Consider the following 17,723-nt stretch of genomic DNA (forward strand, 5'->3'; position numbering starts at 1 on the left):
GGACCGGGCGGGACTTCGGCCCCGGCCGCACCGCGCCGACTGCCGGGCGGCGGGCACTGGTCCGACTCCTTCGCACTGCTGACGTTCCGTGCCGGCAAGCCGGTCACGTCCCCAGTGGTGACGAATGGCACGACCTTAGATCACCGGTATGACAAACGCCCGCGCCATTTCCCTTGAGAACACGCCCGGGCCGCCCGTGCGAGCACGTCCTCGACGTCATCAGCAGCAACGTGCCGCCCGCCTAGACGGTCACATGGGCGTAGACCAGGGGCGCGGAGGCGTCGGTCTCGTCGACGGTGACAAGGCCCGTGCCGACCGTGTCGCCCGGTTCGGGGATGTCCGCGTAGAGGCCGGCGATGTGGTGCCCCTTGGCCTCGGTCTTCCAGGGCAGCCCGACGGAGTCGATGTCGTCCTGGTCCAGGACGGCGTCACCGGCCGCCAGGTCCCCGGTGGTTCTGCCCAGGGACGTGACGAACTCCTTGAGGCCCGCCGAAGTGGTGCGGAAACGCAGATAGAGGTCCTGGCCGCTCTCCGCGCTGCCGTCACCCGGGACCATCAGGTAGGAGGCGTCCCGGGCGGCGGCCGGCACCGCGAGCCGGAAGGTCTTCTGGAGCGCGGCGCCGGGGACGCCGTGTTTCTCCGCCGCGGTCCCGGAGGAGGACACGGGCGTCTGCGGAGTGACGGACACCACCGGCCAGGCCACCAGCGCGACGGCGGCCAGCAGCAGCACACCGCACAGCACGAGCAACAGCGGGACGGCGGCCCCCCGCGGGGCGCGCTCCTGGCGCACGGTGTCCGGCATCACGGCTTCTTCCTCATCTTGGACGATCCCCGGACGTCTTGGTCCCGGGCCAGTCCCACGGTGTGCAGGTGGGCGATCTCCGGCTGGGCGATGTAGTAGTTGAGCAGGCCGGGGATCTTGACCTTCAGGTTGTCACGGTGCTCACTGGGCACGCCCCAGCCATAGCGCTTTCTGATCTTCAATGTGTAGGTGAACCCGACTCGGTCTGCAGCGAGCCGGCCGCCCGCCCCTGGAAGTGGTCGAGGGCGTAGAACCAGTCCGCCTTCGACGACCGCGGGGCCCGGGTGGGCCGCAGGAGCGGACGATCGGGGACACCCGGGTGTCGGTCCTGCCGAACCCGAGCGGCCTGAACGCGCACTGGACGGCGGCGACGATGGCGGAGGAGTTCGGGCGGCTGCGGGTGGCGGCGGAGTGGTCAGCCGGTACTCCCACGGTTCGACGTGCCCCGCTGATCGCGGATCTCGGGCAGATCGGAGGCGTCCGGCACTCGCCGGGGTCCTCGGCGCCGAAGTACGATCCGGCCAACGTGCAGGGTTAGCTGGGAGGACGGACGTTGGCGGGGTTGACCGGCGGTGATCCTTCTCTGTTGCGAAGGATCAATTCCGCGGTGGTGCTGCACGCGCTGCGGGCCACGGACTGCGCGACACTCACCGAGGTCACCCGGGTCACCGGGCTGTCCCGACCGACCGTCGAAGGGGTTGTCGAGGGGCTCATCGAGGCCGGTCTGGTCGTCGAGAAGGCGGCCGAGGAGGGCGCCGCCCGGCGCCAGGGGCGGCCGGCGCGGCGGTTCCGGTTCCGGGCCGAGGCCGGGCATCTGCTGGGCCTGGAGATCGGCCCGCACCGCGTCGCCGCGCTCCTGTCCGACCTGGACGGCCGGGTGCTGGGGGCGCAGGCCAAGGACGTCGAGGAGACGGCCGACGCGGACGAACGGCTGGAGCGGCTGCGCACCGCCGTCGCCGAGCTGCTGCGCCGGGCCGGGGTGGCCCGCAGCTCGCTGCGGGCGGTCGGGGTCGGCACCCCCGGCATCGTCGAGGCGGACGGCCGGGTGCGGCTGGGTACCGCGCTGCCGCAGTGGACGGGGCTGCGCCTCGGCGAGCGGCTGAGCCGGTCCTTCAAATGTCCCGTGCTGGTGGAGAACGACGCCAACGCGGCGGCGGTGGCCGAGCACTGGAAGGGCGCCGCCACCGAGTCCGACGACGTGGTGATGGTGCTGGCCGGGCTGAGTCCGGGCGCCGGTTCACTGATCGGCGGACGGCTGCACCGGGGGTACGGCGGGGCGGCCGGGGAGATCGGCGCGCTGCATCTGCTGGGCCGGGAGGTGACTCCCGAGACGCTGCTGTCGACCACCGACGAGCCGCTGCATCCGCTGGACGAGCAGGCGGTCGCCGAGGTGTTCGCGCTGGCCCGCAAGGGGGACGGGCGAGCCCGGGCCGCCGTCGACCGCTTCATCCAGCGCCTGGTCCACGACGTGGCCGCGCTGGTGCTGGCGCTGGACCCGGAGCTGGTGGTGATCGGCGGCTGGGCGGCGGGTCTGGACGGCGTTCTGGAGCCGCTGCGCCGTGAACTCGCCCGGTACTGTCTGCGACCGCCCCGGGTGGCTCTCTCCCTGCTCGGTGAGGCGGCGGTGGCGACGGGCGCGCTGCGGCTCGCCCTCGATCACGTGGAGGAGCAGCTGTTCGCGGTGGACGGGACGGTCACCGCCCGCCGCTGAACGGCCGGTCCGGGAGACCCGGCGCGCCACGGTGGAGATCCGGGGCGCCCGCCCGCCGTGCGGCGCGGTGGCGGGGGCCTGCCGTTCGGCTCATGCCGGCGTCGCGGGGCGTGGCGCGCGACCCCCGGCGGCGTTGCCGCCGGTTGTCTTGTCGACGGCCCCGCCCTTCGGCCGGAAGGTGCCCCCACGCGTCGCGCGTCGCCGCCCTCCTCCGCCTCGCGGCCGCGCGCTCCCCACGTTCGAACAAGCTCGCGCGGGGCCGCCCCACCGCCCCGCTCGGGTCGGCCGGCGAGGCACCCGTCGTCCGGGCCGGCCCGGACGACGGGCCCTACTAGGAAGCCTGCCGCTCGGGGCCGTGGTGGATCTCCACGCCCCCGGTGTCGCCGAAGGTCAGCCGGCAGGTGTCCGCGCGGTACGTGGCCACCGAGAGCGCGGCGGTGCGGCCGGCGGCGAGGAAACGGGTGGTGACGACGAGCACCGGGGCGCCGGGGAGACGGTCGAGTTCCTTGGCGTCGTCCGCGCGGGCCGAGCCGAGTTCCACGGCTCGGTCCTGGCCCTCCAGCTCCAGGCGGTGCAACTCGCGCAGGACCGCACGCACGCGGGGCGCTCCGGACGGCGCGTCGATCGCCGTCAGTTCCGGGACCGAGGCCGCCGGGACGTAGAGCAGCTCGGCGGCGACGGGCTGGCCGTGCGAGACGCGGGAGCGGCGCACGATGTGCACGGGCTCCTCCGCGCCGGTCTCCAGGGCGGCCGCGACGGCGGCGGGCGGCACCGCGAGGGTGCAGTCGGCGGGCTGCCAGGCGTCCCCTGGAGCGCCCGGCCAGGCGTCCTGGTCGGTGCCGACCGCCACGCCCATGCGCGGGGGCGCGACCGTCGTACCGACACCGCGGCGGCGCTGCAGCCTGCCCTCCAGTTCGAGCTGTTCGAGGGCCTGGCGGAGGGTCGCCCGGGCCACGCCGAAGCGGGCGGCGAGATCGCGCTCGTTGGGCAGGATCTCGCCGACCGAGAACTCCGAGTCCAGTGCCTCACTGAGCACGGTCTTGAGATGCCAGTACTTCGGTTCCGGCACCGATTCCAGCTGCGTGGTCCCCACCCTGTCCTCCGCAATCGCCGTGGTCCGGCGGCGTTTTAGCGCCCTTGTTTATTAAAGGTTGTTGTACTTATCTGCGACCATAGGGCGGCGCACACCCTTGGTCAAGACCAATCCTCGAACCCTTGGCTCACGCATAGAAAGCGGTGTCACACACCGTTCACGAGGCGTTCGCGCGGTGGCGTTCCGGTGACATGGCAGCAACCCCCGCCGCCCGGCGGAAGCCGCGCGGAGCGGGGCGGACCGACGGCCGGGGAAGGGGCGGGGCCGCCGATGCGGGACGGGCGGCGCGCCACCGGGAGGCGCGGGCCGGACGGCTGGCAGATGCGGGCCGGACGGCTGGCAGATGCGAGCCGGGCCGTCGGGGCGTTGGGACGGGGGCGGATGATCCCGGCGCCGCCCACGGACAGCGGCCGGGCGGCGGCCGGATGCGGCCGGACAGCGGCCGGGCGGCGAGCGCAGCACTCGTTCACATTCGACACATTCATTGACATCCGGGTAAATCATCCCCTCATCCACCCGCCCGGCCGAGAATGATCCGCGACCGCCCGCGGCCGGCGCGGCTTCCCCATTTCAACCCGGGGTCGCACAGGGTGCGTTGGCGGAGCGTGCCGGCGTACGACACACCCCACCGGGGACTACCCGCGAGTAGCAATTGCTGACAAGCTGTCTACGGCGTCCGCCGAAGTCCCAGACGAGGAGCCCCCATGTCCGCCACCGTCTCCTTCAAAGTGCAGGCCGCGCACGGCCGGCAGGATGTGACCGTCTCGTACGCGCGCGTGGGCCGCGGCGAGCCGCTGGTCCTCATCCACGGGATAGGGCATCACCGGCAGGCCTGGGACCCGGTGGTGGACATCCTCGCGACCGAGCGGGACGTGATCGCCGTGGATCTGCCCGGCTTCGGTGCCTCCCCGGCCCTTCCCGACGGCCTCGCCTACGACCTGCCGACCACCAACGCCGTGCTCGGCGCCCTGTTCGAGGTCCTGGAGCTGGACCGGCCGCACGTGGCCGGCAACTCGCTCGGCGGGCTGCTGGCGCTGGAACTGGGCCGCGAGAAGCTCGTAAGGTCCGTCACCGCCCTCTCCCCCGCCGGGTTCTGGTCGCAGGCCGAGCGGCGCTACGCCTTCGGCGTGCTCATCGCCATGCGGCGGATCGCGGAGCGGCTGCCGCTCCCGCTGATCGAGCGGCTGTCCCGGTCGGCCGCTGGCCGGACGGCCCTGACCAGCACCATCTACGCCCGCCCGGCCCGCCGGTCACCCGAGGCCGTGGTCGCGGAGACGCTGGCCCTCGCCCAGGCCAGCGGATTCGCCGAGACGCTGCGGGCGGGCGCCGCGGTCCAGTTCACCGACGACGTCCCCGGCGTCCCGGTCACCGTGGGCTGGGGCACCCGGGACATCCTGCTGGTGCGCCGCCAGGGGGTCCGGGCCAAGCAGATCATCCCCAAGGCCCGGCTGGTACGGCTGCCCGGCTGCGGACACTGCCCGATGAACGACGACCCGGCGCTGGTCGCCCGCGTCATCCTCGACGGCAGCCGCTGACGGACGGCCGAGCACCTGGCGGGCGCCGGAACCCAGGGCGACCCCGGCGCCCACCAGGACGCCGCCGACGGCCTGGGCGGGGCCGTAGGAACCCGTTCCGAGGAGCGGGGCGGTACACACGGCGGTGAGCGGGACGAGGCCGGTGAAGAGCGTCGCGCGCTCCGTGCCGATCCGCTGCACGCCCATGTACCAGCACACGAAACCGACGACGGTGACCACGGCCGCCTGCCACAGCAGCGCGGCCGTCTCCGTGGCGTCGGGGCGGCGCAGCCACGCCCCGCCGTCGAGCGCGCCCCCGGTCACCGCCCCGGCCACAGCCGCCTCGGCCGCGGCGAGGGCGCACACCGTGGCGGTCAGCAACCGGGGCCCGAGCGCCCGCAGCACCGGTCCCGCGAGGACCGCGAACCCGACCTCGCCGGCCAGGGCGCACGCCGAGAAGGCGAGACCGTTCCCGTCCGTCCGCCCCCAGCCCTGGACCGCGACGGCGCCGGCCGCGACCAGCAGCGCCCCCAGGAACACCGGGCGCCGCGGCCGACGGCCGTCGAGGAGCGGGACCAGGACCGCCACCACCACCGGGGCACAGCCGACGAGGACGCCGGGGACCGCCGGTTCCGCGGTGCGCTCGGCGGCGAGGATCGCCAGGTTGAAGCCGACCATCCCGACGGCGGCGAGCAGGGCCAGCCGCAGCCACGCGCGCGCCCCCAGCCCGCGCAGCCGCGGCACCGCGCCTCGCCCGGTGAACGGCGCGAGCAGCAGGCAGGCCAGTCCGTAGCGGAGGAACTGGCCGCCCGCGTAGGGGTAGTCGCCCAGCACGCTGTTGGCGGTGAAGGACGCGCCGACGAGGACGTAGGCGAGCGCGGTCAGCAGGGCGCCGCGCGTGGTGGTCGCGTTCATGAGGACGACGCTAGGAAACGCTGCGGCCCGCATTAAGGTCCACTTCCATGACGTCATCGGGGACCAATCCGGGCGCCCTCCCCGGCTCCGCCGCGTGGGAACTGCTGCTGCCGGCCGCAGCGGCGCCGGCACGCGCGCGTGGCCGTTTCCTCCAGGCGGCGCTGCGGGAGGCGATCCGCGCGGGGCGGCTCACGCCCGGCGTCCGGCTGCCGTCGAGCCGGGAGCTGGCCAAGGACCTCGGAGTGTCGCGCGGGCTGGTCACGGAGGCCTACGAGCAACTGGTGGCGGAGGGTTATCTGCGCAGCGGCCGGGGCGCGGGCACCTGGGTGGGCGCCGCCGTGCGGGCGGCGGCGCCACGCGCGCGTGATCTCGCGCCGCGTCCGCACGGCGTCCGGGTGGACTTCGTACCGGGGTCACCGGATCTGTCGCTGTTCCCGCGGGCCGCCTGGGCCGCCGCCCAGCGCGAGGTGCTGGCGGAGCTGCCGCACCGCGACCTCGGCTATCCCGACCCACGCGGACTGCCCCGGCTGCGCTCGGCCCTCGCCGAACTGCTGGCCCGGCGCCGGGGCGTGGTCGCCGACCCGGAGCGGATCCTGGTCGTCTCCGGGGTGGCGCAGGCGGCGGCGCTGCTGGGTTCCGTGCTGCACGCGCGCGGGATGCGCGAGATCGGCGTGGAGGACCCCGGCAGTCCGCAGCACGACGCCCTGTACGCGGCGGCCGGGCTGCGTACCGTGCCGCTGCCCCTGGACGACGAGGGCCTGGCACCGGGCCCGCTGCACGCGTCGGGCGTCCGCGCGGTGGTGACGACGCCCGCCCACCAGTACCCGACCGGGATCGCCTGCTCCGCCGGGCGCCGGACCCGGCTGCTGGACTGGGCCCGGTCGGTGGACGGGCTGCTGCTGGAGGACGACTACGACGGCGACTTCCGTTACGACCGGGCCCCGGTCGGCGCGCTCCAGGGCCTCGATCCGGAACGCGTGGCGTACACGGGGTCGGTCAGCAAGTCCCTCGCCCCCGGGCTGCGGCTGGGCTGGCTGCTGGTGCCGGAGTTCCTGGCGGACGCCGTCGTCGAGCGCAAGCGGACCACGGACCTGGGTCATCCGTCCCTCGACCAGGCGGTGTTCGCGCGGTTCCTGGAGCGCGGCGACTACGACCGGCAGCTGCGGCGCTGCCAGCGCGCGTACCGGCAGCGGCGGGACGTCCTGGTCGCCGCCCTGGCCGAGCACTTCCCGCACGCGCGCGTGTCGGGGATCGCGGCGGGGCTGCACGCCATCGCCGAACTGCCCGAGCGGTACGGGCCGGAGAGCAGGTTCGTGCGGCGGGCGGCGGCGGCCGGGGTCGCGGTACGCCCGCTGAGCGCGTGCACCCACACGCGGGGCGACGACCACGCGCGGGGCGACGAGTCCGCCATACGGCTGGTGCTGGGGTACGCGCATCTGCCGCCGGCCCGGATCCGGGAGGGGGTGCGGATGATGGCGGGGGCACTCGACGGGTGAGGGCGCCGCGGCCGGGTCCCCGAAGGGACGGCGTCCGCGGGGCCGGCAGTTGTTCACTCCCGGTTTGCGTGCGCGCTGCGGCGCACCAGTAGTTGTGGCTGTGCACAACTGGCCGGATCCCGTTCTGGAGGCCCTTCCATGTCCCTTTCACTTCCCGGCCGCCGCAGCGTGCTGCGCGGCTCGCTCGCCGCGTCGGCGGCCCTGACCCTGCCCACGGCGCTCGGTTCGGCGCCGGCGTTCGCACTGTCCGGACGTCCACGGGCGGACTGGGGCGTACAGGCGGGCGACGTGACCGCCGACTCCGGCCTGGTGTGGGTCCGTTCCGACCGGCCGGCCCGGATGGTCGTGGAGACCTCGGCCACCGAGTCGTTCCGCAACCCCCGCAGATGGCGCGGCCCGCTGCTCGGCGCGGACAGCGACTTCACCGGCACCACGCGGCTGCACGGACTGCCGTCCGGCGAGCAGATCCACTACCGCGTGCTGCTGGCGGACCCCGACGACCCGCGCCGTACCGGTGAACCGGTCACCGGCACCTTCCGCACCGCGTCCACGCGGCGGCGGCAGGGGGTGAAGTTCGTGTGGTCCGGCGACCTGGCGGGTCAGGGCTGGGGCATCAACGAGTCCATCGGCGGCTACCGCATCTTCGACGCGATGGCCGGGCTGGACCCGGACTTCTTCCTGTGCAGCGGTGACAACATCTACGCCGACGGCGTGATCTCGGCGACCCAGGCGCTGCCCGACGGCAGCCTGTACCGCAACGTGACCTCCGAGGCGAAGTCGCATGTCGCCGTCACGCTGGACGACTTCCGCGGCAACTTCCGCTACAACCTGCTGGACCAGGCGCTGCGCCGGTTCAACGCCCAGGTGCCGAACGTGATCCAGTGGGACGACCACGAGGTCCGCAACAACTGGTACCCGGGCGAGGTCATCGGCACCGGCACCGCCTATCCGGCCGGCACCAGGCTGGACGACATGGCGCTGCGCTCCCGGCAGGCGTTCTCCGAGTACTTCCCGATCTCGACGATCAGCGGCCGCCCGGACGGCCGGATCTACCGCGTCCACCACCACGGCCCGCTTCTCGACGTGTTCGTGCTGGACATGCGGACGTACCGGAACGCCAACTCGCCCGACGACCAGACGGCCGACCCGCAGGGCATCCTCGGCGCCGAGCAGCTGGAGTGGCTCAAGCGCGAGCTGTCCCGGTCACGCGCGGTGTGGAAGGTGATCGCCGCGGACATGCCGCTCGGGCTGGTCGTGCCCGACCCGGTCGAGGGCAAGGCGAACTTCGAGGCCGTCGCCCAGGGCGACCCGGGCGCGCCGCTCGGCCGTGAGCTGCAGATCGCGGAGCTGCTGCGGTACATCAAGCACCGCAGGATCACCGGCACGGTGTGGCTGACGGCCGACGTCCACTACACCTCGGCGCAGCACTACGATCCGTCGCGGGCCGCGTTCAAGGACTTCGCGCCGTTCTGGGAGTTCGTCTCGGGCCCGCTGAACGCCGGTTCGTTCCCGGCCAACGCGCTGGACGGCACGTTCGGACCCGATCGGGTGTTCGTCAAGGCGCCGACCGCCGCGAACGTGTCACCCGCCGAGGGCTACCAGTTCTTCGGCGAGGTCGACATCGACGGTGACAGCGGTGAGCTGACGGTACGTCTGCGCGAGTACGACGGCACCGTGCTGTTCACGCAGACGCTGCAGCCGGGCCGGGTCGGCCAGTAACTCCCGTACGCTTTCCGCAGGGCCGCGCACCGGCGTCATCCCCCGGTGCGCGGCCCTGCCGCGTCTTCCGGCGGGGCTTCGTCCGCATCCCGAACCGGTCCGTCCGTAGAGCGTTCTCGCAGATCAGGCCGATTGTCAGTGGCCGCCTCTACGGTCTTCCCATGACGCCATCCGCACAGACCGTGACACGGCGGAGACCGCCTGCTTCCACCGCGAACTGCCCTACGACCCGGGCCTCGCGGAGCGGCGCAGTCCCCGGCTGCGCGCCGCCCGGACACTGGTGGCCGCGGGCGCGGTGGCCCTGGACGGCGAGCCGGCCACGGTGACGGCCGAGGACGGTCATGTGCACCGGGTGCGGACCGCGGCCGGGGTGCTGAGCTTCGGTTGTCCGTGGTGGGCGAAGTACCGGGGCGGGCGCGGGCCGTGCAAGCACGCGGTGGCGGTGCGGATGGCGCGGCGGGGGGCCGCGGCGGGACGGTACACGGCGGGACGGGACACGGCGGGACCGGACCTGCCCGGCCGGCGGACGGCGGGACAGTACATGGCGGAGATCGGCGGGGGTGCGGGATGAGCGCGGTGCTGGCGGCGGTCCGGGCGGGGCACGTCGGGGAGACGGCCCTCCTGGTGGAGAAGTTGACGGAAACCGAACGCCGGGCGCTGCTGCCCGGGTTGCAGCGCCTGCGCAAGGAGCTGCGGGCCGCGCCGTGGGAGAGCCGGTCCGAGCGCCGGTATCCGGCGCTCCAGGTGGCCGGGGCGGTCTGTCACTCGGGGGCCGCGGCCGCCGCGACCTGGATCGCCGGAGCCGACATGCGCCGACGGCAGGCACCGGCGGACCTGCTGCTGAAGTTGCTGGCGGACCGGGACACCGGCTGGCAGGCCGATGTGGCCCGCCGGCTGGCGGCGCGGCCCGTCTCCGCGGACGTCCCGTTCCCGTTGATGGCGGGACTCGTGCGCCGTTCGGGCTGCGAGGTCCCGGTGACGGACGCCTATGTGGTCGGCTGGGTCCGGTACATCGGCCACACCTGGGGGCGCGTCCCCCTCGTCGACCGGCTGCGCGCCGAGCCGGACCTGGCGCCGCTGGTGAACGGCCTGTTCGAGCTCTCCGATCTGGGCGAGATCCGCTGGCTGTTCGGCGAGGGTCCCGGTTCCTGGCAGAGTGCCCTCGCCGAGCTGACCGACGCTGGCGTGCTGGAGCGCAAGGCCGTGGTCGACGCCTGTGTGGCCAGGCTGCTGCGCGGGGGCGGCCCGACCGACCACCGCGTCTTCCTGCCGCTGCTCGGCAAGCTCGCCCTCACCCGGGACGAGCGGCGCGAACGCGTCGCCGACTGGACGGCCCTGGCCCGGGACGCCGCCTCCCCGGTGGCCGCCCACGCCCAGTCGGTGCTCGCCGCCCTCGCGCTCGACGGCGGCCTCACCCCGCGACAGCTCGCCGAGGCCTCCGAGGGGCTGCTGTTCCGCACCGAGAAGAAGCTGGTGCGCGCCCAACTGGTGCTGCTCGGCAAGGCACTCGCCCGCCAGGCCGCCGCGGCCGCGGAGCTGCTGCCGACGGCGGCCCAGGCGTTCGGGCACCCGGACACCCAGGTACAGGAGCGGGCGCTGAAGCTGGTCGAGCGGTATGCCGAGCGGCTCGACGGCGATCCTGCGACCCGCTTGGAAATCGGCGTGGCGGCCGAGCAGTTGGGCCCCGTTCTGCGCGTCCGGGCGGCCGACGCGCTCGGTATCGCGCCCGCGCCGGCGCCCGAGGCGTACGAGGAGGTGCTGCCGCCGGCGCCGGCGCCGTTCCGGCTCGCACCGGCGCCGGACTCGGCGGTGGAACTCGCCAGGCAGATCGGCGCCCTGCTCGCGTCCGACGGGGACGTGGCCGCGTTCGAGCGGGCGCTGGACGGTCTGGCCCGCCACGCGCACCGTGACCAGGACGCGTTGCGGGAGGCGCTGGAGCCGGTGGCGGCCACCCGCTGGTGGAAGGAGCCCGAATCGAGCCGTCGGCCCCGCGCCGAGGACTACTTCGGCAACGCCCACTACGGTCTCCTGACCGCCGCGGACGGCCTCGAACTGCTCCTGGCGGCGCTGTACGGGGCCGTGAGCGCCGACGCCCTGCTCGCCGCGCTCCGCCGTGGTCCGGCCGGTCACGAGTGCGCGCACACCGGGCTCTCCCGGGTGTTCGACCTGCGCCTGCGCGAACTCGCGCACCGGATACGGACGGATCCGCAGCCGCTGCTCCTGGCCACGCCGTCCTGGAGCACCGGGCTGCTCGAACCGGGCGATCTGGTCGACCGGCTCGACGCCTACCGCCGCCTGGGGGCCCGGGTCGGTGCCGCCGATTTCGCGCAGGCTCTCTTCCGAGTGCGCCGCGAGGACCGTGCGGCCGCCCTCGCGGCGGCCGACCGGGCGGCCGTGCTCGGCACGCCGGAGAGCAGGCGGCTTGCGCGCTGGCTGTCCGCAGAAGGGCCCGCCCTGCCCGCATTGCGCCGTCGCACCTCGGGGCCGCGGATCCTCGTCGAGTCGGCTGAGGTCCTGGAACTCCAGGGGGATCTCCCCGAGGAGTTCCGGCGGCTGGGCCGGCCGGTCACGGCTTTCGGCAAGAGCCGGTACTGCCACCGCTGCGGCGAGGAGAACCATGCGCACTGGCCGGCCGCGCTCCCGGAGCGGCGTGAGCTGATCGCCCTGCGGCTGGTGCACGCGCTGTCCCGGACCGCCGTGGACGGCCGGCGGGGCGTGGCCGCCGTCCTCCCCCTGCTCGCCGAGTCCGGCGGGGCCGCGGGCGAGAGCACGCACCTGTGCGTGGCCTACGGGCTGGGCGCCCGGCACCCGGAGGACCGGCTGGCCGCGGTGGACGCGCTGCTGGTGCTCGCCGCGCGCGGCCAGCTCGACGCGGAGCGGCTGGGTGCCGACCTCGGGCAACTGGTCCGGCGCGGTGCGGTGAAGCCGCTGCGGCTGGCCGAGTCGGCCCGGACGGCGGCGGCCACCGGGGCCAACGCGACGATATGGGAGATGCTCCGGCACACCCTGCCCGTGCTGCTCGCCGACCTGGCGACCGGGGGGACCGCGGGCGGCCCGGGGGTCGCCCGCGGGCTCGGGGAGCTGCTCTCGGTCGCCGCCGACTGCGCCGAGCGGTCCGGGGCCCGGGGTGAACTGCCTCATCTTTCTGGGGCGGCGGACCGGCGCGGCGCGGCGCGGCTGGTGGTCCAGGCCCGTCGGCTGCGGGACGCACTGAGCGTGGCGGCAACTGTAGAAAGTGCAACAAAAGGAGCGTAAGCATGCTTTACCCATCGGTCACAGAGCGTTTGTGATCACGCAACACCGTTGCTTCACAGTGGCTGCATGAATCGAGACATGTCTGATGTGACACGCAGGCGGAACGGACGCCCCGTGCACCACTGGCGACGCGACGTCGTCGAACTCGCCGCCCTGTTCACGGCCGTCGCGGCGGCGGACGCGGTGGCCAACCTGGTCGGTCACGGGCCCGACGGTCCGGCGCTGCTGGTGATCTCGGCACTGGTGCTGGCGGCGACCGCGGGCTTCCACGTCTGGTGGGCGAGGCGCCCAGGTCACGCCCCGCCGGTGACGGATACCGATACCGGCGCCCGGCAGGCCGGGCCCGGCGCGGACACCTCGGAGACCGAAGACCTCGGCAGCACGCTGTGGCGGCTGCGGACGACGGTGCGGGACGAGCCGGGTTCGCTGGCCGCGCTGTGCGCCGCGCTCGCCGGGCACCGGGTGGACATCCTGAGCCTGCAGACGCATCCGCTGGCCGCCGGCACGGTGGACGAGTTCCTGCTGCGGTCCCCGGGCGCGCTGATCGCCGGCGAGATCACGCGGGCGGTCGCGCTGGCCGGGGGCACGGACACCTGGATCGAGCGGGCCGACGCCCACGATCTGGTGGACGCGCCCACCCGGGTCCTGGGCCTGGCCACGCGCACCGCCTTGGACGCGGCGGAACTTCCGCTGGCCCTCCGGCAGTTGTTGGGGAGGTGCACGATCCGCTCGCTCCCCGCCCACCCGGTAGGCGGGGCCCGGAGCCCCGGGACGGTTCCCGTCGAGGGGGCGCTGGAGGACACCGTGATGCGGCTGCGCGCGCCGGAGGGGGGAGTGATCACCGTGGAGCGGCCGTATCTCCCGTTCACGCCGACCGAGTTCGCGCGGGCGCGGGCGCTGGTGGAGCTGGACACCCGGCTCGGGCCGCGCGTCCCGCGCGGCCAGGACGTGATCGCGTTGCCCGCGGGCAACGCGATCACCGTGCGCCGGGCCGACACCGACGACCTGGCGGCGGCGAAGGCGATGCACGAACGCTGCTCGGCGCGGACGCTCGGGCTGCGTTATCACGGGCCGGTCAAGGACGCGGACCGTTACCTGAACCACCTGCTCAGCCCCCGGTTCGGCCGGACACTGGCCGTGCAGAGCGCGTCGGGCCGGATCGTCGGCCTCGGGCACCTGCTGTGGGACGGCGACGAGACCGAGGTGGCGCTGCTCGTCGAGGACGGGTGGCAGCGGCGCGGCATCGGCGGGGAACTGCTGTCCCGGCTGGTGGGGATGGCCGTGGAGGCGGGTTGCGAGAGCGTGTACGCGGTGACGCAGGCGTCCAACACCGGGATGGTGGCGGCGATGCGGGGACTGGGGCTGCCGCTCGATTACCAGATCGAGGAGGGGACGCTGGTCATCACAGCGCGACTTGACGCGGTGCCGGGTGACGCCGTGTCTGCCGCGGGGTGGCTTTCCCGTGCGGGTGAGTCGGGGAACGCCGAAGCGCCGTAGAGGCTCGGGCCGCGCGGCGGCTGCGGCCGCGCCGTGGCTGTTCGCGCCCACGCGGCGGCAGCCGCACGTCAGACGCAGCCCCGCGCCCCTGAGGGGCGGCGCCCTACCGGCCCCCCAGCGCCCGGTCGAGGTCCGCCCACAGATCCTCCACGTCCTCCAGGCCCACCGAAAGCCGCAGCAGTCCGTCGCTCACCCCGGCACCCCGGCGGTCGTCGGCGCCGACGACACGGTGGCTGATGGACGCCGGGTGCTGGATGAGGGTGTCGACGCTGCCCAGGCTGACGGCGGGGGTGATCAGGCGGACTCGGGAGACGACCTCGTGCGGGTCGTCGGGGACCTCGAAGGCGATCATCGCGCCGCCCAGGCGCGGGTAGTGGACGCGGGCGACGCGTGGGTCCGCGGTGAGGCGGCGGGCCAGGTCGGCGGCGGTCGCGGAGGCGGCGCGGACCCGTACCGGGAGCGTGGACAGGCCGCGCAGCAGCAGGTAGCCGGCGAGCGGGTGCAGGACCCCGCCGGTCGCGAACCGTATCCTGCGGAGCTGCCCGGCGAACTCCTCGTCGCAGGCGACCACCCCGGCCAGCACGTCACCGTGGCCGCCGAGGTACTTGGTGGCGCTGTGCAGCACCAGCCGTGCGCCGAGTTCGGCGGGTCGTTGCAGCACGGGGGTGGCGAAGGTGTTGTCGGCGAGCAGCGGCACCGTGCCGCAGGAGTGGGCGACGGCCCGCAGGTCCAGTTCGGCCAGCGTCGGGTTGGCCGGGGACTCGACCAGCACCAGGCCGGTGTCGGGGCGCAGCGCGTCGGTGATGCCGGCCGGGTCGGTCCAGGTGACCTCGGTGCCGAGGAGTCCGGCGGTGAGGAGATGGTCGCTGCAGCCGTACAGGGGCCGTACGGCGACGACGTGGCGCAGGCCGGTCGTGGCGCGGGCGAGAAGGACGGCGGACAGCGCGGCCATGCCGCTGGCGAAGGCGACCGCGGACTCGGTGCCCTCCAGCCGGGCCAGGGCGGTCTCGAAGCGGGCGACCGTCGGATTGCCGAGGCGTCCGTAGACCGGCGGTCCCACCGGGTCCGCGCCGTCGGCGGCGAAGGCGTCGATACGGGCGGCCTCGGCGCGGCTGTCGTAGGACGGGTAGGTGGTGGACAGGTCGATCGGCGGGGCGTGCAGGCCCTGGCGGGCGAGGTCGTCGCGGCCGGCGTGCACGGCCTCGGTGGCCAGGGCGCGCCGCGCGCGGGAGGCGTGACCGCGGACGGGCGCCGGGTCGTCGTAGCTGCTCACTGAGTCCATGACCGCAGGGTGAACACCCGACGGATCGTGTGGGGAAACCACCGTGTTACGTTCGGCGTATGACCGATTCCGTCGTACTGGATCCGGTCGATCTGCATCTGCTGCGGCTGCTTCAGAACGACGCCCGGACCACCTACCGCGATCTCGCCGCCCAGGTGGGCGTGGCGCCGTCGACCTGTCTGGACCGGGTCACCCGGCTGCGCCGCTCGGGGGTGATTCTCGGGCACCGCCTCGAACTCGATCCGGCCAGGCTCGGGCGGGGTCTGCAGGCGCTGCTGTCGGTGCAGGTCAGACCGCACCGGCGGGAGTTGGTGGGACCGTTCGTGGAGCGGATCCGGGCGCTGCCGGAGTCCCGGACGGTGTTCCATCTGACCGGTCCCGACGACTACCTCGTGCATGTGGCCGTGGCGGACATGACGGACCTGCAGCGGCTGGTCCTGGACGAGTTCACGGCCCGTCGGGAAGTGGCCCGGGTGGAGACCCGGCTGATCTTCCAGCAGTGGGAGTGCGGGCCGCTGCTTCCGCCGGTGCCGTCGGTTCAATCCCCGTGACGCGCGGTGGCCCGTCGTACGAGGATGGACCGCATGTCACAGACCAACACCCCGCTGCCCCGTCAGGTCGCCGACACCTTCGTCGACGAGCTCATCGCCCTCGACCCGATCACCGGTACCTTCCTCGGCGACAAGGAGAGTTCGCGCCGGCTGCCGGACACCTCGCCGGCCGGCGCGGAGGCGCTGGCCCGGCTCCAGCGCGACACCCTCGCCAAGCTCGACGAGGCCGAGCGGCAGCCCGGTGCCGACAGTGACATCGAGCGTCGCTGCGCGCGCCTGCTGCGTGAGCGGCTCAACGCCTCCCTCGCCGTGCACGAGGCGGACGAGAGCCTGCGTTCGGTCAGCAACCTGAGCTCGGCCGCGCACGCGGTGCGTCAGGTGTTCACGGTGACGCCCACCGCCACCGAGGAGGACTGGACGGCCGTCGCCGAACGGCTGCGCGCGGTGCCGGCCGCGCTGGAAGGCTACCGGCAGTCGCTCGAACTGGGCCTGGACCGGAAGCTGCCCGCCGGTCCGCGGGCCACCGCGACCTTCGTCCGCCAGCTCGGCGAGTGGGCCGACACGGGCGACGGCAAGGGCTGGTTCGAGCAGTTCGCGGCGTCCGGTCCCGAGTCGCTGCGGGCCGAGCTGGACGCGGCGGCCCGCTCGGCCACCGAGGCCGTGGTGGCGCTGCGCGACTGGATGCGGGACGTGTACGCGCCCGCGGTCGAGGGCGCGCCGGACGTGGTGGGCCGGGAGCGGTACGCGCGCTGGGTCCGCCACTTCAACGGCACCGACCTCGATCTGGACGAGGCGTACGCGTACGGCTGGTCCGAGTACCACCGGCTGCTCGCCGAGATGAAGGCCGAGGCCGAGAAGATCCTGCCCGGCGCGGCCACCCCGTGGGTGGCGCTGGCACACCTGGACGAGCAGGGCACCCACATCGAGGGTGTCGACGAGGTGCGCGGCTGGCTGCAGTCGGTGATGGACGAGGCCATCGAGAAGCTGGACGGCACCCACTTCGACCTGGCCGAGCGGGTGCGCCGGGTGGAGTCCCGGATCGCTCCGCCCGGCAGCGCGGCGGCGCCCTACTACACGCCGCCGTCGGACGACTTCTCGCGCCCGGGCATCACCTGGCTGCCGACGATGGGCCAGACCCGGTTCCCGGTCTACGACCTCGTCTCGACCTGGTACCACGAGGGCGTGCCCGGCCACCACCTCCAGCTGGCGCAGTGGAAGCACATCGCCGAGAACCTCTCCCGCTACCAGGCCAGCGTGGGCATGGTCAGCGCGAACGCCGAGGGCTGGGCGCTGTACGCGGAGCGGCTGATGGACGAGCTGGGCTTCCTCACCGACCCGGAGCGGCGCCTCGGCTATCTGGACGCGCAGATGATGCGGGCCGCGCGGGTCATCATCGACATCGGCATGCACCTGGAGCTGACGATCCCCGACGACTCCCCCTTCCACCCCGGGGAGCGCTGGACGCCCGCGCTGGCGCAGGAGTTCTTCGGCTCGCACAGCAGCCGGCCCGCGGACTTCGTGGAGAGCGAGCTGACCCGCTACCTGTCGATGCCGGGGCAGGCCATCGGCTACAAGCTGGGCGAGCGGGCCTGGCTGCTGGGCCGGGAGAAGGCCCGGGAGCGGCAGGGCGCCGGCTTCGACCTCAAGTCCTGGCACATGGCGGCCCTGTCCCAGGGTTCGCTGGGCCTGGACGACCTGGTGGACGAGCTGTCGCGGCTCTGACGCCACGGGTCCGGGCCTGACGCCACGGGTCCGCGCCCGATGTCGCGGGTCCGCGCCCGATGTCGCGGTCCTGCGCCGGTCTGCCGTTCGGGGGTGCTCCGGTGGCGGCGGCCGGTGACAGGGGCCTTGCTGGTGCCGGGGGCCACCGGCGACAGGAAGCGAGCCG

Annotated in this window: 12 protein-coding genes and 3 pseudogenes; 10 read left to right on the plus strand and 5 right to left on the minus strand. The window is 74.1% G+C overall.

Features of this window, described 5'->3' with window-relative positions:
* Positions 1-241 precede the first annotated feature (241 nt).
* Both LQ326_RS33645 and LQ326_RS33650 read right to left on the minus strand, forming a co-directional pair.
* Entirely contained in the window at positions 242-802 is a 561-nt protein-coding gene (locus LQ326_RS33645) for a hypothetical protein (RefSeq protein ID WP_234542856.1), read from the minus strand.
* Complete coding sequence (locus tag LQ326_RS33650; protein ID WP_234542857.1) at positions 802-954, minus strand: hypothetical protein; 153 nt, start codon at positions 952-954, stop codon at positions 802-804. Before LQ326_RS33650 ends, LQ326_RS33645 begins: the two co-directional genes overlap by 1 nt.
* Positions 955-1,056: 102 nt before the next feature.
* On the opposite strand from LQ326_RS33650, the pseudogene LQ326_RS33655 reads away from it, so the two are divergent.
* Positions 1,057-1,214, plus strand: a pseudogene (locus LQ326_RS33655) (mismatch-specific DNA-glycosylase); the annotation flags it as partial.
* 141 nt (positions 1,215-1,355) lie between these two features.
* Positions 1,356-2,513, plus strand: coding sequence for an ROK family transcriptional regulator (locus LQ326_RS33660; RefSeq protein ID WP_234542858.1), 1,158 nt, complete (start codon positions 1,356-1,358; stop codon positions 2,511-2,513).
* A 331-nt stretch (positions 2,514-2,844) separates the two neighbouring features.
* On the opposite strand, the gene LQ326_RS33665 is transcribed toward LQ326_RS33660, so the two are convergent.
* Positions 2,845-3,606, minus strand: a complete 762-nt coding sequence (locus LQ326_RS33665; RefSeq protein WP_234542859.1) for a GntR family transcriptional regulator — start codon at positions 3,604-3,606, stop codon at positions 2,845-2,847.
* 704 nt (positions 3,607-4,310) lie between these two features.
* On the opposite strand from LQ326_RS33665, the gene LQ326_RS33670 reads away from it, so the two are divergent.
* Positions 4,311-5,141 carry an alpha/beta fold hydrolase gene (locus LQ326_RS33670; RefSeq protein ID WP_234542860.1) on the plus strand — a complete coding sequence of 277 codons (831 nt, stop codon included), beginning with the start codon at positions 4,311-4,313 and terminating at the stop codon, positions 5,139-5,141.
* 45 nt (positions 5,142-5,186) lie between these two features.
* Here the strand turns inward: LQ326_RS33670 and LQ326_RS33675 are convergent.
* A pseudogene (locus LQ326_RS33675) lies at positions 5,187-6,092 on the minus strand (EamA family transporter); the annotation flags it as partial.
* On the opposite strand from LQ326_RS33675, the gene pdxR reads away from it, so the two are divergent.
* The 5 genes and pseudogenes from pdxR (at position 6,083) to LQ326_RS33705 (ending at position 14,002) form a co-directional block, all read left to right on the plus strand.
* A complete protein-coding gene (pdxR, locus tag LQ326_RS33680; RefSeq protein ID WP_234542861.1) occupies positions 6,083-7,531 on the plus strand; it encodes a MocR-like pyridoxine biosynthesis transcription factor PdxR in 1,449 nt (482 codons plus the stop codon). The pseudogene LQ326_RS33675 and the gene pdxR sit on opposite strands and share 10 nt — an antisense overlap.
* Before the next feature lie 138 nt (positions 7,532-7,669).
* The gene (locus LQ326_RS33685) at positions 7,670-9,250 is read left to right on the plus strand and encodes an alkaline phosphatase D family protein (protein WP_234542862.1); all 1,581 of its coding nucleotides are present in this window, start codon (positions 7,670-7,672) and stop codon (positions 9,248-9,250) included.
* A gap of 172 nt (positions 9,251-9,422) precedes the next feature.
* A pseudogene (locus LQ326_RS33690) lies at positions 9,423-9,821 on the plus strand (SWIM zinc finger family protein); the annotation flags it as partial.
* A complete protein-coding gene (locus tag LQ326_RS33700) occupies positions 9,818-12,505 on the plus strand; it encodes a DUF7824 domain-containing protein (RefSeq protein ID WP_234542912.1) in 2,688 nt (895 codons plus the stop codon). The pseudogene LQ326_RS33690 and the gene LQ326_RS33700, both read left to right, overlap by 4 nt.
* A gap of 78 nt (positions 12,506-12,583) precedes the next feature.
* Positions 12,584-14,002 (plus strand): GNAT family N-acetyltransferase, encoded by a 1,419-nt coding sequence (locus LQ326_RS33705; protein WP_234542863.1) that lies wholly within the window; start codon positions 12,584-12,586, stop codon positions 14,000-14,002.
* A gap of 103 nt (positions 14,003-14,105) precedes the next feature.
* Here the strand turns inward: LQ326_RS33705 and LQ326_RS33710 are convergent, their stop codons facing one another.
* Positions 14,106-15,284 carry a trans-sulfuration enzyme family protein gene (locus LQ326_RS33710; protein WP_234542864.1) on the minus strand — a complete coding sequence of 393 codons (1,179 nt, stop codon included), beginning with the start codon at positions 15,282-15,284 and terminating at the stop codon, positions 14,106-14,108.
* Positions 15,285-15,343: 59 nt separating this feature from the next.
* On the opposite strand from LQ326_RS33710, the gene LQ326_RS33715 reads away from it, so the two are divergent.
* On the plus strand, positions 15,344-15,835 hold the full coding sequence (locus LQ326_RS33715) for an Lrp/AsnC family transcriptional regulator (RefSeq protein ID WP_234542865.1): 492 nt from the start codon (positions 15,344-15,346) through the stop codon (positions 15,833-15,835).
* Between the two features lie 33 nt (positions 15,836-15,868).
* Positions 15,869-17,557, plus strand: a complete 1,689-nt coding sequence (locus LQ326_RS33720; RefSeq protein WP_234542866.1) for a DUF885 domain-containing protein — start codon at positions 15,869-15,871, stop codon at positions 17,555-17,557.
* The last annotated feature ends 166 nt before the right edge of the window (positions 17,558-17,723 follow it).

This window comes from Streptomyces shenzhenensis (assembly GCF_021462265.1).
Lineage (GTDB): Bacteria > Actinomycetota > Actinomycetes > Streptomycetales > Streptomycetaceae > Streptomyces > Streptomyces shenzhenensis.